Source organism: Microbacterium sp. KSW4-4, from assembly GCF_023091185.1.
In the GTDB taxonomy this organism is placed as follows: Bacteria; Actinomycetota; Actinomycetes; order Actinomycetales; family Microbacteriaceae; genus Microbacterium; species Microbacterium paraoxydans.
On sequence record NZ_JAHWXJ010000001.1, the window covers coordinates 1,107,801 to 1,126,661 of the forward strand.

General features: G+C 70.8%; 22 protein-coding genes. 13 read left to right on the plus strand and 9 right to left on the minus strand.

Going from position 1 to position 18,861, the window contains the following annotated elements:
* Nucleotides 1–5: 5 nt before the first annotated feature.
* From KZC57_RS05455 to galU, 4 genes are all read right to left on the minus strand, one after another.
* Nucleotides 6–317 carry a hypothetical protein gene (locus KZC57_RS05455; RefSeq protein WP_025105561.1) on the minus strand — a complete coding sequence of 104 codons (312 nt, stop codon included), beginning with the start codon at nt 315–317 and terminating at the stop codon, nt 6–8.
* Nucleotides 318–411: 94 nt separating this feature from the next.
* The gene (locus KZC57_RS05460) at nt 412–1,275 is read right to left on the minus strand and encodes a hypothetical protein (RefSeq protein ID WP_217584183.1); all 864 of its coding nucleotides are present in this window, start codon (nt 1,273–1,275) and stop codon (nt 412–414) included.
* Between the two features lie 82 nt (nt 1,276–1,357).
* Nucleotides 1,358–1,969 (minus strand): GNAT family N-acetyltransferase, encoded by a 612-nt coding sequence (locus KZC57_RS05465; RefSeq protein ID WP_060921801.1) that lies wholly within the window; start codon nt 1,967–1,969, stop codon nt 1,358–1,360.
* A 45-nt stretch (nt 1,970–2,014) separates the two neighbouring features.
* Nucleotides 2,015–2,902: a UTP--glucose-1-phosphate uridylyltransferase GalU gene (gene galU / locus KZC57_RS05470; RefSeq protein ID WP_060921777.1), complete on the minus strand. Its 888-nt coding sequence runs from the start codon at nt 2,900–2,902 to the stop codon at nt 2,015–2,017.
* Between the two features lie 40 nt (nt 2,903–2,942).
* Here galU and KZC57_RS05475 point away from each other — a divergent pair, with 40 nt between their 5' ends.
* The 3 genes from KZC57_RS05475 to mscL are packed head-to-tail and all read left to right on the plus strand — an operon-like array spanning nt 2,943 to nt 4,283.
* A complete protein-coding gene (locus KZC57_RS05475) occupies nt 2,943–3,539 on the plus strand; it encodes a 5-formyltetrahydrofolate cyclo-ligase (protein WP_144882436.1) in 597 nt (198 codons plus the stop codon).
* A 15-nt stretch (nt 3,540–3,554) separates the two neighbouring features.
* Entirely contained in the window at nt 3,555–3,827 is a 273-nt protein-coding gene (locus KZC57_RS05480) for an FmdB family zinc ribbon protein (RefSeq protein WP_247641226.1), read from the plus strand.
* Nucleotides 3,828–3,851: 24 nt separating this feature from the next.
* Nucleotides 3,852–4,283 (plus strand): large conductance mechanosensitive channel protein MscL, encoded by a 432-nt coding sequence (gene mscL, locus KZC57_RS05485; RefSeq protein ID WP_060921779.1) that lies wholly within the window; start codon nt 3,852–3,854, stop codon nt 4,281–4,283.
* Nucleotides 4,284–4,354: 71 nt separating this feature from the next.
* Here the strand turns inward: mscL and KZC57_RS05490 are convergent, their stop codons facing one another.
* Nucleotides 4,355–4,552, minus strand: a complete 198-nt coding sequence (locus KZC57_RS05490) for a hypothetical protein (RefSeq protein ID WP_060921780.1) — start codon at nt 4,550–4,552, stop codon at nt 4,355–4,357.
* On the minus strand, nt 4,545–8,225 hold the full coding sequence (locus KZC57_RS05495; RefSeq protein WP_247641227.1) for an AAA family ATPase: 3,681 nt from the start codon (nt 8,223–8,225) through the stop codon (nt 4,545–4,547). Before KZC57_RS05495 ends, KZC57_RS05490 begins: the two co-directional genes overlap by 8 nt.
* A 227-nt stretch (nt 8,226–8,452) precedes the next feature.
* Here KZC57_RS05495 and KZC57_RS05500 point away from each other — a divergent pair, with 227 nt between their 5' ends.
* Entirely contained in the window at nt 8,453–8,965 is a 513-nt protein-coding gene (locus KZC57_RS05500; RefSeq protein WP_247641228.1) for a methylated-DNA--[protein]-cysteine S-methyltransferase, read from the plus strand.
* A 63-nt stretch (nt 8,966–9,028) separates the two neighbouring features.
* Here KZC57_RS05500 and KZC57_RS05505 read toward each other — a convergent pair whose 3' ends face one another.
* Nucleotides 9,029–10,666, minus strand: a complete 1,638-nt coding sequence (locus KZC57_RS05505) for a cation acetate symporter (RefSeq protein ID WP_247641229.1) — start codon at nt 10,664–10,666, stop codon at nt 9,029–9,031.
* Nucleotides 10,663–11,010 carry a DUF485 domain-containing protein gene (locus KZC57_RS05510; RefSeq protein ID WP_060921784.1) on the minus strand — a complete coding sequence of 116 codons (348 nt, stop codon included), beginning with the start codon at nt 11,008–11,010 and terminating at the stop codon, nt 10,663–10,665. The genes KZC57_RS05505 and KZC57_RS05510 overlap by 4 nt, the downstream gene beginning before the upstream one ends.
* 109 nt (nt 11,011–11,119) lie before the next feature.
* Here KZC57_RS05510 and KZC57_RS05515 point away from each other — a divergent pair, with 109 nt between their 5' ends.
* Entirely contained in the window at nt 11,120–11,977 is an 858-nt protein-coding gene (locus tag KZC57_RS05515; protein WP_247641230.1) for a LuxR C-terminal-related transcriptional regulator, read from the plus strand.
* Nucleotides 11,978–12,066: 89 nt separating this feature from the next.
* A complete protein-coding gene (locus KZC57_RS05520; RefSeq protein ID WP_060921786.1) occupies nt 12,067–12,429 on the plus strand; it encodes an Lsr2 family protein in 363 nt (120 codons plus the stop codon).
* A 17-nt stretch (nt 12,430–12,446) separates the two neighbouring features.
* Here the strand turns inward: KZC57_RS05520 and KZC57_RS05525 are convergent, their stop codons facing one another.
* On the minus strand, nt 12,447–13,079 hold the full coding sequence (locus KZC57_RS05525) for a MarR family winged helix-turn-helix transcriptional regulator (protein WP_105950249.1): 633 nt from the start codon (nt 13,077–13,079) through the stop codon (nt 12,447–12,449).
* Nucleotides 13,080–13,154: 75 nt separating this feature from the next.
* Between KZC57_RS05525 and idi the strand changes: the two genes are divergently transcribed.
* From idi to KZC57_RS05560, 7 genes are read left to right on the plus strand one after another with little or no spacing between them, the layout of a single operon-like run.
* Nucleotides 13,155–13,676 (plus strand): isopentenyl-diphosphate Delta-isomerase, encoded by a 522-nt coding sequence (gene idi, locus KZC57_RS05530; protein ID WP_247641231.1) that lies wholly within the window; start codon nt 13,155–13,157, stop codon nt 13,674–13,676.
* A gap of 3 nt (nt 13,677–13,679) precedes the next feature.
* Nucleotides 13,680–14,762 (plus strand): polyprenyl synthetase family protein, encoded by a 1,083-nt coding sequence (locus KZC57_RS05535; RefSeq protein WP_217584186.1) that lies wholly within the window; start codon nt 13,680–13,682, stop codon nt 14,760–14,762.
* Nucleotides 14,759–15,667, plus strand: a complete 909-nt coding sequence (locus KZC57_RS05540) for a squalene/phytoene synthase family protein (protein WP_247641232.1) — start codon at nt 14,759–14,761, stop codon at nt 15,665–15,667. Before KZC57_RS05535 ends, KZC57_RS05540 begins: the two co-directional genes overlap by 4 nt.
* A complete protein-coding gene (gene crtI / locus KZC57_RS05545; protein WP_247641233.1) occupies nt 15,664–17,256 on the plus strand; it encodes a phytoene desaturase family protein in 1,593 nt (530 codons plus the stop codon). Before KZC57_RS05540 ends, crtI begins: the two co-directional genes overlap by 4 nt.
* Nucleotides 17,256–17,603 carry a lycopene cyclase domain-containing protein gene (locus tag KZC57_RS05550; RefSeq protein WP_060921791.1) on the plus strand — a complete coding sequence of 116 codons (348 nt, stop codon included), beginning with the start codon at nt 17,256–17,258 and terminating at the stop codon, nt 17,601–17,603. The genes crtI and KZC57_RS05550 overlap by 1 nt, the downstream gene beginning before the upstream one ends.
* Entirely contained in the window at nt 17,600–17,938 is a 339-nt protein-coding gene (locus KZC57_RS05555) for a lycopene cyclase domain-containing protein (RefSeq protein ID WP_144882434.1), read from the plus strand. The genes KZC57_RS05550 and KZC57_RS05555 overlap by 4 nt, the downstream gene beginning before the upstream one ends.
* Entirely contained in the window at nt 17,935–18,828 is an 894-nt protein-coding gene (locus KZC57_RS05560) for a prenyltransferase (RefSeq protein WP_247641234.1), read from the plus strand. Before KZC57_RS05555 ends, KZC57_RS05560 begins: the two co-directional genes overlap by 4 nt.
* Nucleotides 18,829–18,861: the final 33 nt, after the last annotated feature.

Below are 18,861 nucleotides of genomic sequence, written 5' to 3' on the forward strand. Positions count from 1 at the left end.
GGCGCTCAGTCGGCGGGACCGTCGACGACCTCGTCCACGAGGCTGATGCCTCCCGACGAGCTCGCCTCGACCATGAGGGCCTGGATCCACTTCACGTTCAGCTCCGGCGTCTCCGGCTCCGAGAAGGTGAAGCGCAGCGGGATCGACGGATGCAGCCAGATCGTCGAGCGTCCCGGCACGTCGCCGTCGGGGTGCTTCCAGGACAGTGTGAAGCTCTCGTTCCGGCGGAGTTTGGTCGCGATCGCGACCTTCAGATGGGCCAGGGCGCGGTCCTCGATCTGGATCTCGCTGCCGGAGCCGTACTGCATGGTTCCCATCCCACGACTCTACGGCCCCGAGCGAGCGGGACGCGAGGAGCGACACTCGCGCGCGTCTGGTGTCAGCGGTGGAGAACCGCGCTCACCGCTGCCGTCAACCCGCGGCCCGACGCTGGAGGAGCTGGCGGACATGCGCCTCGATCTCCGCGTCGTCGACGAAGCCCATGCGGGCGTACGGGGATTCCGCCGATGCCGCCGGAGCTGCCGGGAGGCTGACGGGCGCTGCCGGCGCCATCTCCTCGGCGCGGGCACGGAGCGCGGCGACCCGAGCGGCCTTGCGGCGCTCCTCCTGCGCATCGATCTCGGCGCGAGCCGCCTGTGCGCGCGATCCCGACACCGACACCATCGGCTCCGGGAGCGGGCGCGGGGTCCAGGTGGCGGGGCCCTGGTCATGCAGGGCCGGAGCGATCCTCTCCGCGACGGTCTCGACGGCAGCGGGCTCCGGACGACGGGCAGCACGCACAGCGACCGCCGCCATCCGCTGCAGGACGATGGTGGCGATGAGGGCTGCCACCCCACCGCTCCAGAGGAGCACGGCTCCCCCGGTGGCCAGGAGCTGCCAGATGCCGAGCCCGACCGCGGCGAGGCCGACGACGAGCGCGCCGGTCGCCGTCAGCCGCACGCGTCGGCGGGCACGGGCGCGACGGATCACGGGATCGGCGCGCGTGGCGGCGAGTTCCTGGCGGAGGGCCTCGAGCTCCGCGGCTTCCCGCTGGGCCTGCAGCCGCTTCGCGAGCTTCTGCTGGGCCACGACGGTACGGGCGTTGAGCTCCATGTGCACCTCACTGGGCGTCTCGCTCGTCTCGGCGAGGATCCGCAGCGCCTGGTTCAGCCGCACGGCGTTCCGCTCGGCCGCGTTGTACTGGAAGCGCCCGCGCCAAGAGGGCAGCAGGTACAGCATCCACAGGAGCACGGCGACGAGCACGATCACTCCCCCGCTCAGCACCGGCCCGTCCATAGGACAACGGTAACGGCGGCGGACCGGCCGCGCCGTGCAGTCGGGGCGCGTGTCGCGGCGTGTCCTTCCGCAACAAGCGATGTCAGAGGCTGATGCGGTCCGCCGGCGGGATCGTGGCCGCGTGCGGCGGCACCTGTCCGTGGATCCACCGGGCGAGCACGCCCTGCGGAACCTCCTCCTGCGTGAGGGCGAAGGCGTAGTGGTCGCGCCAGTCCCCGTCGATGTGGATGTATCGCCGGCGCAGCCCCTCGTACCGGAAGCCGAGCTTCTGGACCACGCGAAGGCTCGCGGCGTTCTCGGGCCGGATGCAGATCTCCATCCGATGCAGCCCGTACTCCGTGAAGCAGGCGTCCGTGGCGAGCGCGACCGCGGTCGGGGTGATCCCCCGCCCCGCGAAGCGCTCACTCACCCAGTAGCCGATCGTCGCCGAGCACAGCGAGCCCCGGGCGACGCCCCAGACGTTCAGCTGCCCGGCGACCTCACCGTCGTACTCCATGACGAACGGGTAGCCTCCGCCGTCCCGGTACTGCTGGAGCAGCCGACGGATGCTGACCCGCATGTCGAAGGAGACCGCCCCGTGCGGGATCGTCGCCTCCCACGGCTGCAGCCACGCGCGGTTCGCGAGCAGCTCCTGCTGCAGAGGTCGCGCGTCCTTCGTCCGGATCAGACGCAGCTCGACCGGTCCGTGCCGCATCCCCGTCGACAGCTCCACGCCGCACCTCCGACGACCGCGAGGCGCCTAGAGGCGCTCCGCGAAGTCCTTGAGCCAGGGGCGCAGCTCCGAGCCCAGGTCGTCGCGGTCGGCCGCGAGCTGCACGATCGCCTTGATGTAGTCCACGCGGTCGCCGGTGTCGTAGCGGCGGCCTCCGAAGACGACGCCGACCACGCCGGGACCGCCGTCCGCCGTCGCGAGCTCCTGCAGCGCGTCGGTGAGCTGGATCTCTCCGCCCTTGCCGGGCTCGGTCCGCTCGAGGATCTCGAAGACCGATGCGGGGAGCACGTAGCGTCCGATGATCGCGAGGTTGGACGGGGCGTCCTCCTTCGCGGGCTTCTCGACGAGGCCCGTGACACGAACCGCGTCCGACCCCTCGATCGGCTCGACGGCGGCGGCCCCGTACATGTGGATGCTGTCCGGGTCGACCTCCATGAGGGCGATGACGGCGGCGCCCGTGCGCTCGTGCTCCGCGATCATCTCCGTGAGCAGCGGGTCGCGCTCATCGATGAGGTCGTCGCCGAGCAGCACCGCGAACGAGCTGTCGCCGACGTGCGTCCGAGCGCGGAGCACGGCGTGGCCGAGACCCTTGGGCTCGCCCTGGCGGACGAAGTGGATGTCGGCGAGGTCGCTCGACTTCATCACGCGCTCCAGGCGACCCGTGTCGCCCTTCTCCATGAGCTTCACCTCGAGCTCCGGCACGGAGTCGAAGTGGTTGGAGATCGCGTTCTTGTTGCGCCCGATGATCACGAGGATGTCCTCGATCCCGGCGTTCGCCGCCTCCTCGACGACGTACTGGATCGCCGGCTTGTCGACGACGGGGAGCATCTCCTTCGGCATCGCCTTCGTCGCGGGCAGGAATCGTGTCCCCAACCCGGCAGCGGGAATGACAGCCTTGATCTTCTCGTGAGCCATTCCCACAGCCTACCGGTGGGGGCCGCCCTAGACTCGGACCATGGCTAACGACGTCGAGCACGCCAAGCGAGCCCTCCGCGCGGAGCTGCGCGAGCGGCGTCAGCTTCTGTCCGATCCGCAGCGCGAAGCCGCTGCCACGGCGATCGGCGAACGGCTGGACGCCCTCGTCGACGAGCTCGGCGCCCGCTCCGTCTCCTGCTTCCTCTCCACCACCACGGAGCCGGGCACCAGGGAGTTCGTCACCCGCGCGGTCCGCCGCGGGATCCGGGTCCTTCTCCCGGTCACCCGCTCCGACGGACTGCTGGACTGGGCGGTCGCCGACGACACCGACGAGATCGCGGAAGGCCTGCACGGGCTGCCCGAGCCCACCGGCGAGGTGCTCGGGCCGATCGCGGTGAACGACGTCGATCTGATGATCGTCCCCGCCGCCGCCGTCGACCGTTCGGGGATGCGCATGGGCTGGGGCCGCGGCTACTTCGACAAGACCATCGGCTCCATGGAGAAATGCCCTCCGGTGTACGCGGTGATCTATGATTCCGAGGTACTCGACGAACTGCCGCGCGAGGTGCACGACCAGCCGGTCGACGGCATCGTGACCCCGTCGCAGACGCTGCATCTGTCGCCTCGGCGACGCTGACCCGCAAGGACCGCCATGCCCACCTACGCCTATGCCTGCACCGCGTGCGGGCACCAGTTCGACGCCGTCCAGCGCTTCTCCGACGACGCGCTCACGGTCTGCCCCGAGTGCGGTGGCGCGCTGCGCAAGCAGTACGGCTCGATCGGCGTGACCTTCAACGGCTCCGGCTTCTATCGCACGGACTCGCGCGCCAAATCCGGGGGTTCGAAGGATGCTTCGGCATCATCGAAGTCGGATTCGACGACGAGCGCCAAACCGGCTGCTGCGTCGACTCCCGCCTCGAACTGAGGCCCAGTCGACTTGGGGGTTTCCATGCTCAAAGGATTCAAGGACTTCCTGCTCCGCGGGAACGTCATCGATCTGGCCGTCGCGGTCGTCATCGGCACCGCCTTCACGGCCGTCGTGACGGCCGTGGTGAACAGCATCATCAACCCGCTCATCGCGCTCTTCCTCAAGGCCGATGCGGCCGGGAACTTCGGCATCCCTGTCACCAACATCTACGGCGAAGAGGTCGTCTTCCCGATCGGCGACCTGATCTCGGCGATCATCAGCTTCCTCGCGGTCGCCGCGGTCGTCTATTTCGTCTTCGTGCTGCCGATGAACACCTTCAAGGCGCACGTCGAGGCACGCAAGGGCACGCCCGCCGAGGAGCCGGAGGAAGAGCCGGCCGCCGCGACCGAGGCGGAGCTGCTCGTCGAGATCCGCGATCTGCTCAAGACCCAGCAGGGTCCGCGCGGCGTCTGACCGCACCGCGCTCACGACCCACGGCTCTCCTCGGAGGGCCGTGGGTCTTTCTCGTTCCGGGTGCGGGCGCCTCAGTAGTGCGGAGGCACGTCGCGGAGGAGCTGGTCGTCATTGGGCCCCTTCGGGTCACCGGGGGCGGACCGGCGCGGCGCCTGGCCCTCCGGGACCTCCGGCGCCGGGTCGCTGCCCTCGACCGGCGTCAGGCGCGCCCGCCGGGAGCCCGGCACCCGGACGACCCGCTGACGCGGCTCGTCACGGCCGTCAGTCATTCCGGTGGTCGCCGAGGTCGAGGGGCTGCGTGTCGTTCTCCGCGCGCGGGGCCGACTCCGAGATGCCGAGCACCGTCGCGATCCGGGACGCCACGGTGCGCGGGTCGCTGTAGAGGTCGAACGCGTGGACGCGGACGTAGTGCCAGCCGAGGCGGCGGAGCACATGCGGGCGCAGCCGGAGCGTCTCGCGCAGGGACTCCCCCCGGGACTCCGGATCGGACTCGATCACGACGGCCTTGCCGTTGTGCTGCGCCACGAGCGGCAGGAGCCCTCGGTAGTCGACGTCGACGGAGGCCCCGAGACGCCTGAGCTCCCTGGCCAGCGCGAGCGTGAGCGGGTCGGCCAGATCCTCCAGGCGCGCGTCGCGGGCGCGGGCCGCGAGACCGCCGAGGATCGACATGAGCGTGGCCGCGCCGTGCTCGAGACGCCCGTCGTCGAAGGCCGAGGGGCGGATGGACGAGACGATCACCATGGAACGCCGCGCCCGGGTCATCCCGACGGTCAGCAGCCGCTCGCCGTCCGGCGTCGACAGGTCGCCGAAGTCGCTGAGGACGCGGCCGTGCTTGGTGAGCCCGAAGCCGAGCGAGAAGATGACGCGGTCGCGGCTCTCGGCGACGGACTCCTCGAGCGTGAGCACGGCGAACGGCTCCGCGGTGTCGCGGGCGACGAAGTCGGCGACGTCGGAGCGGCCGGCGAAGGCGGCGGTCACGGCGGCCCGCACGCGCTCCGCGTGGCGGGTGCTGGCGGTGACCACCATGAGCGACTCCGTCGGGCGATGCACCGCGTGCTCGACGACGAGCGTGACGACGCGGGCGACCTCGGCGTCCGGGCTCTCGACGGCGCCAGACACGGGATCGGGCGTCCCGGTGCCGCCTTCGACGTAGTCGACGGTGAGGCTGCCGCGGCCGAGGTACGACCCCGCCCACGGAAGGGAGACGATCTCGCCGCCGTAGAACGCGTCGTTGATGAGCTCCGCGAGATCCTCGCCGCCGGCACGGTAGCTCCGGGTCAGCGTCATCACGGGGAACAGCTCGGACAGCCGCTCGAAGACGGAGACCTCGTCGAACGGGACCTCCTCCTCCCAGTCCTCCGCGGGGTCGACCGCGATGCGGAAGGGAGAGGGCCGCTGCGTGACCGGGTCTCCGAAGGCGACGACCTGCCGGGCACGGCGGATCGCCGGGGCCGCCTCGGCGAGGTTGATGGCCGCGGCGTCGACGAGGAGCACGGTGTCGAACTCCACCGCGTCCGGGATCTCCGGGACGAGGTAGGGCGACGAGATCCAGACCGGAGCCAGGACGTCGACGAGCGTCGGTGCGGCGCTGACGACCTCGGCGGCCGTCGTCGCGGACTGGGTCAGGGCCCGGCGCAGGTTCTGCGACTGCTCGGGCTCGTCGACGATGGCGATGCGCCACTGGTTCGCGAGTTGCCAGGCGAGCAGCGGTCCCGCCATCGCCGCGTGCGCCTCGTCCACCAGACGGAAGTCGCGCTCGAGGCGGTCGACCACGGCCGTGTTCGCTCCGAGCAGCGCCCGGTTGTCCTGCAGCGCGCGCTCGAGAAGGGACTGCCACCAGGCGAACTCGAGCTCGTCCCCCACCCGGGCTTCGGAGACGTGGCGCACCGAGAGCTCGGTCAGCAGCGGCTCCAGGCCGAGGAGGGCGAGCTTGTCACGCAGCTGCGCGCGCTCGACGAGGTTCTCGAAGACGTCGGACTTCGCCGCGAGGCCCGCGAGCATGCGCACGAGTCGCGCGACCGGCAGCGAGGACAGCGGCTCGCGGCGGCCGAGAGCGGCATCCAGCTCGGCCAGCTCGGCCTCCACCCGCTGCCAGGAGGCGAACACGTCGGCGAGGCCGAGCGGGATCTCCGGCGCGACGCCCGCGTCGACGTAGCGCTGCCACTGCGTGCGCTGGGTCTGGATGCGCAGCAGCGCCTCGTGCATCTCCGTCACGTGCACGCCGGGGCGGACGTACTCCTTGGCGAGACGGCGGAGGCGGCGACGGTTGGCTCCGGACATCCCGGGCGCGTCCCGGCGCGAGCCGTGCGCCTGGATGAGCTCCCCGAGCGGACGCTCGAACACCGTCGGGCTGAACCGGTCCAGGGTGTCGCGGATGCCCTGCAGCAGCTCGAGGTAGTCGCCGAGCTCGTCGATCGTCGAGAACGGTCGCATGTGCGTCTGCGCGATGAGCTCGTAGCCGCGCTCCAGCAGGGCGGGCACGCTGACGGCATGGAGGCGCCCGGCGAGCTCGTGGGCGGCGCGGGCGGCTTCGGTGCTGCCGAAGGTCACGCCGTACCAGGGCGAATCGTTCGGGCCGACGCGGAACTCGCCGAGCCGCGCGGCGTGCGCCAGGGCGGCGGCCGCGTCCCTGCGGTCCTTCGCGAGCCGGCGCAGGGCGTCCACACTCAGGCGGGCCGTGGTCGACGGCGGGACCGGCAGCGACGCGAGGCGGGTGAGGTGCCTGGTCGCGTCCAGGACGGAGGCGTCGAGGCCGGGGATCGGGACGGTCAGAGCGTCGCGGTAGTCGCGGAGCACCGTGCGCAGCCGCACGAGCGCGTCGTCGACCTCGCTCACCTTGGGCGCGGTCGCCTTCTCGTTCCTGCCGATCGCCCGGACGAGGTCGCGGCGCAGGCTCGCCGGGGACACCGCGAGGCTGTCGAGGCCGATGCCGGCGAGGCGGTGGCGCACGCCGTCGAGCGTCGACCGGCGCGCCGAGACGACGAGCACCTTCTTGCCGGCACGGACGAGCTCGCCCAGCGCGTTGATGACGGTCTGCGTGCCGCCGGTGCCCGGCAGCGTCGCCACGGTGAGGGAGTGACCGGCGGTGATGCGGGCCAGCACCGCCTCCTGCTCGGCATCGGCGTCGAGGAGGAGCGTGTCCGAGGCGGGCGCGCGGTCGTCGGGGCCGATGTGGTGAGGAACGGCCCGGGGTGCCGTGACCTGCTCGCGATCGCCGACGTGGCCGCCGAGGGCGTTGAGGACCGGGTGGTCGAGGGTGCCGCCGTCCTGGGCCATGGCACCCGCGACGTCGGCGAAGGTGGAGACGACGAGTCGAGGCTCGACGGAGAACGTCTCGATCGATCGGGTGAGACCGCGAAGGCGGTCGATCACCGGCTGCGGCTTGAAGATGCCGCCGTCGTAAGCGAGCGCCGCGAGGGCTGTGGCGTCGAGCGACAGCCCGAAGTGCTCGCGGGCGACCCGGACGAGCTCCGGATTCACCTCGAAGGCGCCCTGCAGCTTGAGCTCGAAGTCGGTGTGATGGCGGCGGATCGCGAGGGGTCGCAGCAGGACAGGGGCGGCGAAGGTCGCCCCGCCGATGCGCCACCGCGCGACACCGACGGCGAGGTGCACGGCTTCGATCCCCCGGACCGTGCGCAGCTCGGTGTTCTTGGCCGTGATCCGCTCGGCGGCCAGCCGCGCGGTACGCAGACCCACCTCGTCGCGGAAGAGGTTGGACAGCAGCGTCGACTTGCCGGTGATGAACTGCGGGAGGCTACCCGGGTGCGCCTTGGAGATGTCGATGCCGGATTCCGGCCCGTCGCGGAAGCTGCTCAGCGGCGAAGGACCGCCCAGATCGGCGGCTTCGGCCCGCAGGCGCGTGCGCTCGGCCTCGGCGGCGTGCGCGATGCCGACTCCGGTGGACGAGTCGTGCAGGTCGCCGAGGGACACAGCGTTGTCCACCGCTGTGCTGTTCGCAGACCTGCTTTCCCGTCGCCACACACTCACACCCTAGGCGCGACACCGCCGGAGATCGGTATCCACGGCGGGTTTCCGGTGAAAAACAGCCGGTACGACGCCCGCTCGGACTGCTCCTCCCCGGACGGTCGTGCGCTCACGTTGCCCACGGAACGCGCGACCGGGCCGGCGACCGGTTCTCTCGTGTCGAGCGGGCCGGTCAGGATGGGGACATGACTTTCCGCTATGACTTCGCTCCGACGCCCTTCGGCGATGCCCTCGCGGTCTTCTCCGACGAGGGCATCGTGCGCTTCGACCTCTCCGAGTCCGCAGACCCGCAGGTGCCCTGGCTGCTCGAGAGCGTGTCGCGGCAGCTCGGTGCCGTCCCGGAGCCCGAGCCCGGCGCCGCCGACGAGCTCGTCCCGCTCCTCGATGCCTACTTCGACGGCGAGCCCGTGCGCTTCGACGAGCACGTCCGCCTCGACTGGCGCCTCATGGACGGATTCCACCGGGCGGCGCTGCACACCGTGTGCGACATCCCCTGGGGCCAGACCCTGAGCTACGGGGAGGTCGCGGTCCTCGCCGGCCACCCGGGGGCCGCGCGCGCCGTCGGGACGGCGTGCCGCCTCACGCCGTTCTCGATCATCGTGCCCGTGCACCGGGTCGTGCGATCCGACGGCTCCGCGGGGCACTACGGCGGCCATCCGGAACGGAAGCGCTTCCTTCTGGACCTCGAGTCCCGATGAATCCCGCTCCTGGGGTGCGGGCCCGGCGAGTAGGCCGCCGGGCCCGCACCCGAGGAGGTCGCGTCAGTGGTCGACGGCCTTCTCCGCGCCGAAGCCGGTGAGCGAGCGCACCTCCATCTCGGCCGCCAGCTCGGGAGACTCGCGCCGCGTGCTGGTGACGGTCCCGAGCCAGCCGAGCGCGAACCCGAGCGGTATGGACACGATGCCCGGGTTGTTCAAGGGCCAGACGGCGATGTCGATCCCCGGGATCATCGACGTCGGCGTGCCGGAGAACACGGGCGACAGGATGATGAGGATGATCGCTGAACCGAGCCCGCCGTACATGCTCCACACCGCGCCCCGCGTCGTGAACCGGCGCCAGAACAGCGAGTAGAGGATCGTCGGCAGATTGGCCGATGCCGCAACCGCGAAGGCGAGCGCGACGAGGAACGCGATGTTCTGCCCCTGCGCCCCGATGCCGCCGACGATCGCGAGGATGCCGATGACGATCACGGTCCGGCGAGCGACCCGCACCTCGCCATTGGGATCGGTCTCGACCGGCTTCCCCGAGGCGTCCTTGCGCCCCTTCTGGATGACGTTCGCGTAGATGTCGTGGGCGAACGACGCCGCCGCGGTGATGGTGAGTCCGGCGACGACCGCGAGGATCGTGGCGAACGCCACCGCGGAGATGAACCCGAGGAGCACCGGACCGCCGAGCTTCAACGCCAGCAGCGGCGCGGCGGAGTTCACTCCCCCGGGGGCCGCGGCGATCACATCGGCGCCGACGAGCGCACCGGCTCCGTAACCGAGCACCAGCGTGAGCAGGTAGAACCCGCCGATCAGCCAGATCGCCCACACCACCGAACGCCGTGCCTCCTTGGCCGTCGGCACGGTGTAGAAACGCATGAGCACGTGCGGCAGACCCGCAGTGCCGAGCACGAGGGCCATGCCCAGCGACAGGAAGTCCCACGGGTTGGCGCCGTACTGCAGACCGGGCGCCAGGACCGCCTCACCCTTGTCGGAGTTGGCCACCGCTGCCTCCAGGAGGGTGTTCAGGCTGAAGCCGTTGATCGCGAGGACCCAGATGGTCATCGCCAGGGCACCGCCGATGAGGAGCACCGCCTTGACGATCTGCACCCAGGTGGTGCCCTTCATGCCGCCGATGAGCACGTAGACGATCATGAGGATGCCGACGACGGCGATGACGACCGACTGCCCGACGCGCCCGTCGATCCCGAGCAGCAGGGACACGAGGCCGCCCGCCCCCGCCATCTGCGCGAGGAGATAGAAGAAGCAGACCGCGAGCGTGGTGATCGCCGCCGCCATCCGCACCGGGCGCTGCTTCAAGCGGAACGAGAGCACGTCCGCCATCGTGAACTTGCCGGTGTTGCGCATGAGCTCCGCCACGAGCAGCAGCGCCACCAGCCAGGCGACGAGGAATCCGATGGAGTAGAGGAATCCGTCGTACCCGTTGATCGCGATGGCGCCGCAGATGCCGAGGAACGACGCGGCGGAGAGATAGTCGCCGGCGATCGCGAATCCGTTCTGGGGCCCGGTGAAGGAACGACCGGCTGCGTAGTAGTCAGCGGCCGTCTTGTTGTTCCGACTGGCGCGGATGACGATGAACAACGTCACCGCGACGAAGGCGAGGAAGATCGAGATGTTGAACACCGGATTGATGTCGAGTGCCACATCCTCGGTGGCCGTGCGGATGATGGTCATGCGTCCGCCTGCGCCTTCTCGAGTTCTTCGCGGATCTCCGATGCCAGCGGATCGAGCTTCCTATTCGCGAATGCGACATACGCCATCGTGATGGCGAATGTCGTCACGAACTGTCCGAGCCCGAACAGCAGCCCCACGGTGATATCCCCCCAGACGCGCTGCGCCATGAAATCGCGGGCGAATGCCGCCAGCAGCACGTAGACGAAATACCACACGAGGAAGAACGCGGCGAGGGGGAAGATGAAAGAGCGCTGCGTCCGTTTCAATCGCAGGAATCGAGGGGATTGCTCGACGGCGACGTAATCGATCGCACCGTTCTGAGGGGTCGGAACCTGTTCGCTCATGGGGCCTCCTTGCCACATGTCCGCTGCACGCGCGGCTGTCGCCGCCCGAGTGGTAGGGTCGACGCTACGAAACGGGGAACGGTGCCGTCACCCCCGAAAGTAGGTATTCGTGAGCTCTCCGATCACCGTCGAATCCGAGGCGGAGCTCGTCGCCAACGCGGTGCGCGAGCTCGCGCGGCGCACGCGCTTCCCCGTCGCGTTCGGCGGGCTGATCGAAGAGGGCGTCGTGAGCGTCACGAGCATCGTCGGCGCCCGCACGCGTGCTCTCGACGGGCTCCGCGTGCGCCCCGAGCGCGGCCTCGGCGGGCGGGCGATGATGGAGCTGCGCCCGCGGATGACGAGCGACTACGGCTCCTCCCGCCAGATCACCCACGACTACGACGTCTTCGTGCTCGGCGAAGGCCTGCGGACGCTGCTCGCCCTGCCGATCGTCGTCCAGGGGCGCCCGCGCGGCGTGCTCTATGCCGGCGCCTGGGCCGAGGAGAGGATCGGCGGCGTGACGACGGCACCGGCGATGCAGGTCGCCCAATCCGTCGCCGATGAGCTGCGCATCCGGGACGAGGTGCAGCACCGTCTGCGGGCCGCGTCCCCGTCGCCCGCAACGGTCGCGCCGGCCCAGCGCGAGGAGTTGCGGGAGAGCTTCGCCGAGCTGCGCAGCATCGCCGCCACCGTGGACGACGCCGGCATCCGCGCGCGGCTGGCGCAGGTCGAGCGCCGACTGCTGACCCTCGCCGGTGACGACCTCCCGACGACGACCGGTCCCGTCCCCGTCATCCACCTCTCCCCGCGCGAGACCGACGTCCTCGCGTGCGCCGCCCTCGGATCGACGAATGCGGAGATCGCCGCGCACCTCGGTCTGCGGGAAGGCACCGTCAAGGCCTATCTCGGCACCGCGATGTCGAAATTGGACGCGTCGACGCGGCATGCCGCCGTGACCAAAGCACGTCGCGCGGGCCTGCTTCCCTGAATCGGCATTCTCCACGACCGCGTCATACGGGGCCATGAAGGAGCGGCCTTTGTTGTGCGCATTCCCGCCGCCGCGATAAAGTCGCCGTCATGGCGAGACGAATTGTGCACCAGCTGGTCGACGATATCGACGGCACCGTCCTGGAGGTCGGAGAAGGCGAGACCGTGCATTTCTCGCTGAACGGCACCTCCTACGAGATCGATCTGAATTCCGCGCACGCCGAGGAATTGCGTCAGGCCCTCGAGCCGTACATCACGGCCGGGCGTCGGGCGGGATCCGGTGCGTCCACCGGCGGAGGGCGCTCCTCGTCCTCCGCCTCGTCGCGGAAGCGGCCCTCACGCAACCCCGAGGTCGCGGCTATCCGCGCCTGGGCGAAGGAGAACGGGTACACGCTCTCGGAGCGGGGACGAGTTCCGGCCCCCATCCTGGACGCGTACCGCGCCGCTCATTGATCCGGTCCCGCCCCACCTCACGGTCGGGCGGGATCTTCGTGTACGCCCTGCGTGGCCCACGGCTCGTCACGCAGGGTGATCTCCTCCGTCATGTCCTGGAGGAACCGGATCACCACATCGCGCTCCGCCGCCGACAACCGCGCGGCCGCGTAGAAGCGCTTGGCCTGCTGCCGCCCGACCGTCTCCATCGCGGCGTGCCTGGTCTCCGGAGTGATCGTGATCGCGAGGGCTCGTCGGTCGGTGGGATGCGGCGAGCGCCGGATGTGCCCGCCCTTCTCGAGCCGGTCGAGCAGCTTCGTCGTCGCCGCGGTCGAGACCCCGAGGTGATGGGCGATCCCGCTGGGTGTCGCCACCAGCGACCGATTCGCGCACACGATCAGATAGTGCAGCGCCCGCATGTCGGTCTCGTTCAGCTGCATGTACCGGCGCGACGCCTGCGACAGCCGCTGCTCGGCGTCGCGCAATCCGCCGAGCGCCTCCATGACGCGAGCGATCTGCCGCAGATCCTCCGGCGCGACGCCGGAGCGGTCGATGAGCGTGCTGCGCGGATCGCTGGCCTCGACGTCGTAGATCGCGCCATGGGTCAGGTCGTCCGGCCCCGCGGTCGCCGGCGCCTCGGCGACCGGGGTGGTGCGGGGCTCGGAGTGCATGCGATCATGTTACACACCAACAGCTTCATGCTAAGTTGATATTTCGCCAGGTTAGCTAAAAGACGAGAGGGCGCCATGGACAACGTCACACTCCTCGCCGAAGACGGGACTGCCGTCGGCATCCTGCCGAAGAGCGAAGTCCACACGACCGACACGCCCCTCCACCTCGCCTTCTCCTGCTACGTGCAGGATCGGGAGGGACGCCTGCTCGTCACCCGTCGCGCCCTCGGCAAGCGCACGTGGCCGGGTGTCTGGACCAACAGCTTCTGCGGTCACCCTCAGCCCGGCGAGGACATGATCGAGGCGGTGCGCCGACGCGGCTCCGAGGAACTGGGGGTCCAGGTCAGCGACGTCCGGCTCGCGCTCCCCGACTACCGCTACCGCGCCGTGGACGCGAGCGGCATCGTGGAGAACGAGATCTGCCCGGTGCACGTCGCCGTGATCGACGGGCAGCCCGCCGCGAATCCCGACGAGGTGGCGGAATGGGAATGGGTCGATGTGGACGACCTGCTCGCCGCGGTCATCCGCACCCCCTTCGCCTTCAGCCCCTGGCTCGCGGAGCAGCTCCCGCTCCTCCGACGACACGGAGACGTCTGAGCCATGGCCGTCACCGTGACAGAGGAAGACCTCGGCACCCGCATCGAGGCGGTGCTGCGACGACGCTTCGCCGAGCGCACGGTCGCCGCCGAGCACTACGGGGCGGAGTTCGCCGCGCTGTGGCACACGGCGGCAGAGCACGCCCTCGGCGGGAAGCTCCTGCGTCCGCGCATGCTCATGGACCTGCTGTCCGCACTCACCGCGGCTCCCCTCACGGCGAAGGACACCGCGCGGGCGATCGACGTGGCCGCTCATGTCGAGCTCCTGCACTTCGCGTTCCTCCTGCACGACGACGTGATCGACGGCGACCTCACGCGCCGCCGCCGCCCCAACCTCATCGGCTCCCTCGTCTCCCGTCGCCCCGACGCCGGTGGCGAGGCGGCCCTGCACTGGGGCCGGTCGAGCGCCATCCTCCTCGGAGACCTCCTCCTGTCCAGTGCCGTGCTCGGATTCGCCCGCGCCGACATCCCCGCCGCGCGACGGGAGCGGCTCCTCGCCCTCCTCGAGACGACGGTATTCGAGACCGTCGCTGGCGAGCACTCGGACGTGGCCCTCAGCGACGGCATCATCGCGGCCGACCTCCGCACCATCCTCTCCACGAGCGCGTCGAAGACGGCCGCCTATTCGTTCGTCCTCCCCCTCCGCGCGGCGGCCATCCTGTCGGGGGCGTCGACGGCAGCCGAGGAGCAGCTGACCGAGATCGGCGGCCACCTCGGGCTCGCCTACCAGCTCCAGGACGACCTGCTGTCCGTGTTCGGAGACCCGGACACGCACGGCAAGGACCCCTACTCCGACCTCCGCGAGGGCAAGGAGACCGCGATCATCGCCTACGCGCGGATGACCAGCCACTGGCCCGGCATCGAACTGCGATTCGGGGCCACCGACCTCAGCATCGACGACGCGGCAGAGATGCGCGACCGCCTCCGCGAGTGCGGTGCGGAGGGCTTCGTCCGCGGACTCGTGGAGGAGCAGCTGACCGCCGTCTCGACAGTCCTCGCGGAAGCCGAGGAGGCGGGCACGCTCTCCGCCGACGCGGGGCGCGTCGTCCTCGCGCTCGCCGACCGGATCGAGGGCCGCAGCCGATGACCGCGACCCCCGCCGAGCATCGCGACGACGCGGCGCTGCGCCGCTTCAGCCGCACCGCCGAGATCGCGACCTCCGACGTGATCCGCACCTATTCGACATCATTCGGCCTGGCCACTCGCCTCCTCGGTCGACGCCACCGTCAGCACGTCCGCAACATCTACGCCATGGTGCGCATCGCCGACGAGATCGTCGACGGTGTCGCCGCGGAGGCCGGGCTCGACGCGGGCGCCCAGGCGACCGCCCTGGACTCGTACATCGCGGAGACGCATCGGGCGATGCGGACCGGCTACAGCAGCGACCTCATCCTGCACGCGTTCGCGCGGACGGCGCGCGCGTGCGGGATCGGCGAGGAGCTCACGCGGCCGTTCTTCGACTCGATGCGCGCCGACATCGCCGGTGACTCCGGCTTCACGGCCTACGACGCCGACGCGCACGCCGCCTACGTCTACGGGTCGGCGGAGGTCGTGGGCCTCATGTGCCTGCGGGTCTTCCTCCGCGACGCCACGCGGACGCCGGCCGAGCTCGACATCCTCGAGCGCGGGGCTCGGCGGCTGGGAGCCGCCTTCCAGAACGTGAACTTCCTCCGCGATCTGGCCGACGACACCGACCGCCTGCAGCGCGGCTACCTCGGCGGCTCAGCTCGTCTCACCGATGCCGACCGCGACGCCTGGGTCGACACGGTCCACCGTCAGCTCACCGACGCGAGAGCTGCGATCCCGCTGCTCCCGAAGGACGCCCGTGCCGCGGTGCGCAGCGCCCTCGCCCTCTTCGCCGCCCTGACCCGGAAGGTCGCGCGGACGCCGGCCGCCGAGCTGTACCGCCGGCGGGTCCGCGTGCCGGATCCGATCAAGGCGCTGCTCGCCGCGCGTGCCGTCGCCGTCACGAGCCTGGAGCGGGACCGATGAGCCGCGTCGTCATCATCGGCGCGGGGGTGGCCGGCCTGGCCACGGCCGGGCTGCTCGCACGCGACGGCCACGACGTCGTGGTCCTGGAGAAGAACGACCGCGTGGGAGGACGGGCGGGCACCATCGAGCGCGACGGCTTCCGATTCGACTCCGGCCCCTCGTGGTACCTGATGCCCGAGGTGTTCGACCACTACTTCGCGATGATGGGCACGAGCACCGAGGAGCAGCTCGACCTGACCCTGCTCGACCCGGGGTATCGCGTCTTCCGCTCCCCCGACTCCGGCGACGCTCCGGTCACGGTGCCCGCCGGACGGGACGCCGTCTCGGCGCTGTTCGAGTCGATGGAACCCGGCTCCGCTGCCGCGCTCGGCACCTACCTCGCCTCCGCCCACGATGCCGGGGCGATGGCGAGGAGGTACTTCCTCTACAACCCGTTCACCAGGACCAGGACGCTGGCCGCGCCCGAGGTGGTGCGCGCGCTCCCTCGGCTCTTCTCGCTGCTCGGCACGCGCCTCCAGGCCTTCGCCGCCCGCCGCTTCCGGAACCCGGTGCTGCGCCAGATCCTGGGCTACCCCGCGGTCTTCCTCGGCACCGATCCCCGGACGGCCCCGGCGATGTACCACCTGATGAGCGCGCTCGACCTCGACCAGGGCGTGCTGTATCCGCAGGGCGGCTTCTGGCGCGTCGTCGAACGGTTGGCGGCGCTGGCCCAGGATGCCGGCGCCCGGATCGTCACCGGCGCGGAGGTCACCGGGATCCGCACCCAGGATGCCGACGGCGCGACCCATGCGACCGGGGTCGGCTGGACGGACCGCGACGGCCACCACCATGTGGAGGACGCGGACATCGTCGTCTCCGGCGCCGATCTGCACCACACGGAGACGGCGCTGCTGCCCCCGACGCTGCAGTCCTACCCGGAGTCCTGGTGGGCGCGGCGCACGAGCGGGCCCGGCGGCGTGCTCGTGATGCTCGGCGTCCGCGGCGCCCTGCCCGAGCTCCCCCATCACTCGCTCTTCTTCACCGACGACTGGGATGCGAACTTCGACGCGATCTTCGGTCGCACCCCTGCCGTCCCCAGCCCGGCGTCCACCTACGTCTGCCGCCCCAGCGCCACCGACGCCGAGGTTGCGCCGGACGGGTACGAGAACCTCTTCGTGCTGGTGCCGGTGCCGGCCGACGTCGATCTCGGGCACGGGGGAAGCGACGGCGCCGGCTCCGCGGCTGTCGAGAAGGCCGCGGACGCCGCGATCGACATGATCGAGACGTGGTCGGGGATCCCCGACCTTCGGGAGCGGATCGTCGTCCGGGAGACCGTGGGGCCGGCCGACTTCCGCGACGACTACCACTCCTGGCGGGGCGGGATGCTCGGGCCCGCGCACATCCTCTCGCAGAGTGCCATGTTCCGCGCGCAGAACGCCTCCCGCCGCGTGCAGGGGCTGTACTACGCCGGAGCGACCACCGCCCCCGGTGTGGGCGTGCCGATGTGCCTCATCAGCGCCGAGATCGTGCTCAAGCGCATCCGGGGCGACCACTCCCCCGGTCCGCTGCCGGAGCCGGCCCCACGGCCGAAGAGCGCGGAGCGGGCATGATGGGCGCGATCTATCTGGCCGCCCTGCTCGTCTCCCTCGGCTGCATGCTCCTGCTGGACTGGCGGTTCCGCCTGTTCTTCTGGCGCGACGCCGTGGCGGCGGCCGTCGTCACCGCCGTCGGCCTCGCCTTCTTCCTCGTCTGGGATGTGGCCGGTATCGCGGCGGGGATCTTCTTCCGCGGCGAGGCGGCGATCGCCACGGGCATCGTCCTGGCTCCCGAACTCCCTCTCGAAGAGCCGATCTTCCTCGTCTTCCTCGTCGTGTGCACGATGGTGCTCTACGGCGGCGCGGTGCGCCTCCTGGAGCGCCGCCACGGCACTTCCCAGGCGCAAGGAGCGGCGCGATGACCTACCTGCAGCTGTCCGCCGTGTTCCTCGCCGTCGCCGCCCTCGCCGCGGTCGCCCTCGGCGTCGCCGCACGCCGCACCCCGCACCTCGGCGCCCTCGCGCTGACAGCCCTCGCCCTCCTCGTGCTGACCGCCGTGTTCGACACCGTCATGATCGCCACCGGCCTCTTCCACTACGCACCCGGCCCGCTCGCCGGCCTGCACATCGGGCTCGCCCCGATCGAGGACTTCGCCTACCCGCTGGCCGGGGTGCTGCTGCTCCCCGCGCTGTGGACCGCCCTCCGCGGGCGCCGCTCCCGGACGCGCGCCGCCGCCCGGACGGAGGAGCAGGCATGACCGATCAGACGTCCCGCACCGGGGGCCTCGGCCGCGACATCGCCCAGATCGTGCTCTCCTCCCGACCGATCAGCTGGATCAACACCGCCTTCCCCTTCGCCGCCGCCTACCTGCTGAGCACCAGGGAGATCGACGCGACGTTCGTGATCGGCACGCTGTACTTCCTCGTCCCGTACAACCTCGCCATGTACGGCATCAACGACGTCTTCGACTACGCCTCCGATCTGGCCAACCCCCGCAAGGGCGGGATCGAGGGCGCCCTGCTGTCCCCGCGGATCCACCGCGCGACGCTGTGGGCGGCGGCGGTCACGAACGTGCCGTTCCTCGTGTACCTGTTCGCGGTCGGTACCCCGGCATCCTGGCTGTGGCTCGCCGTCAGCGTCTTCGCCGTCCTCGCCTACTCGGCACCGGCGCTGCGCTTCAAGGAGCGTCCCTTCCTGGACTCCGTGACCTCGAGCACCCACTTCGTCAGCCCCGCCCTCGTCGGCCTCTCCCTCGCCGGAGCCCCCGTCACGACGACCGCCGTCCTCGTCCTCGTCGCCTTCTTCCTCTGGGGCATGGCGGCCCACGCCTTCGGCGCCGTGCAGGACATCGGGCCCGATCGCGAGGCCGGTATCTCGTCCATCGCGACCGTGATCGGAGCCAGGGCCACCGTCCGGCTCTCCCTCGTGCTCTGGACGATCGCCGGCGCCGCGATGCTGCTGACCCCCTGGCCCGGACCGCTCGCCGCCGTGCTGGCGCTGCCCTACATCGTCAACGCCGCGCCGTGGTGGAACGTCACCGACGAGACCTCGGCCGGCACGAACCGCGCCTGGCGCCGGTTCATCGCGCTCAACTACATCGCTGGCTTCCTCGCCACGATGATCCTCATCCTCGCCTGGGTCTCCTGACCCGTCGCACCCTCCCCGACCGCCCGCCTGAAA

Bases quoted from the DNA above. Each gene is read 5' to 3' on its own strand.
- KZC57_RS05550 (WP_060921791.1), top strand. From the start codon at position 17,256: ATGGGCGCGATCTATCTGGCCGCCCTGCTCGTCTCCCTCGGCTGCATG.
- KZC57_RS05460 (WP_217584183.1), bottom strand. From the start codon at position 1,275: ATGGACGGGCCGGTGCTGAGCGGGGGAGTGATCGTGCTCGTCGCCGTG.
- KZC57_RS05540 (WP_247641232.1), top strand. From the start codon at position 14,759: ATGACCGCGACCCCCGCCGAGCATCGCGACGACGCGGCGCTGCGCCGC.
- KZC57_RS05500 (WP_247641228.1), top strand. From the start codon at position 8,453: ATGACTTTCCGCTATGACTTCGCTCCGACGCCCTTCGGCGATGCCCTC.
- mscL (WP_060921779.1), top strand. From the start codon at position 3,852: ATGCTCAAAGGATTCAAGGACTTCCTGCTCCGCGGGAACGTCATCGAT.
- KZC57_RS05535 (WP_217584186.1), top strand. From the start codon at position 13,680: ATGGCCGTCACCGTGACAGAGGAAGACCTCGGCACCCGCATCGAGGCG.
- KZC57_RS05520 (WP_060921786.1), top strand. From the start codon at position 12,067: ATGGCGAGACGAATTGTGCACCAGCTGGTCGACGATATCGACGGCACC.
- KZC57_RS05490 (WP_060921780.1), bottom strand. From the start codon at position 4,552: ATGACTGACGGCCGTGACGAGCCGCGTCAGCGGGTCGTCCGGGTGCCG.
- KZC57_RS05555 (WP_144882434.1), top strand. From the start codon at position 17,600: ATGACCTACCTGCAGCTGTCCGCCGTGTTCCTCGCCGTCGCCGCCCTC.
- crtI (WP_247641233.1), top strand. From the start codon at position 15,664: ATGAGCCGCGTCGTCATCATCGGCGCGGGGGTGGCCGGCCTGGCCACG.
- KZC57_RS05455 (WP_025105561.1), bottom strand. From the start codon at position 317: ATGGGAACCATGCAGTACGGCTCCGGCAGCGAGATCCAGATCGAGGAC.
- KZC57_RS05480 (WP_247641226.1), top strand. From the start codon at position 3,555: ATGCCCACCTACGCCTATGCCTGCACCGCGTGCGGGCACCAGTTCGAC.
- galU (WP_060921777.1), bottom strand. From the start codon at position 2,902: ATGGCTCACGAGAAGATCAAGGCTGTCATTCCCGCTGCCGGGTTGGGG.
- KZC57_RS05465 (WP_060921801.1), bottom strand. From the start codon at position 1,969: ATGCGGCACGGACCGGTCGAGCTGCGTCTGATCCGGACGAAGGACGCG.
- KZC57_RS05525 (WP_105950249.1), bottom strand. From the start codon at position 13,079: ATGCACTCCGAGCCCCGCACCACCCCGGTCGCCGAGGCGCCGGCGACC.
- KZC57_RS05505 (WP_247641229.1), bottom strand. From the start codon at position 10,666: ATGACCATCATCCGCACGGCCACCGAGGATGTGGCACTCGACATCAAT.
- KZC57_RS05560 (WP_247641234.1), top strand. From the start codon at position 17,935: ATGACCGATCAGACGTCCCGCACCGGGGGCCTCGGCCGCGACATCGCC.
- idi (WP_247641231.1), top strand. From the start codon at position 13,155: ATGGACAACGTCACACTCCTCGCCGAAGACGGGACTGCCGTCGGCATC.
- KZC57_RS05510 (WP_060921784.1), bottom strand. From the start codon at position 11,010: ATGAGCGAACAGGTTCCGACCCCTCAGAACGGTGCGATCGATTACGTC.
- KZC57_RS05475 (WP_144882436.1), top strand. From the start codon at position 2,943: ATGGCTAACGACGTCGAGCACGCCAAGCGAGCCCTCCGCGCGGAGCTG.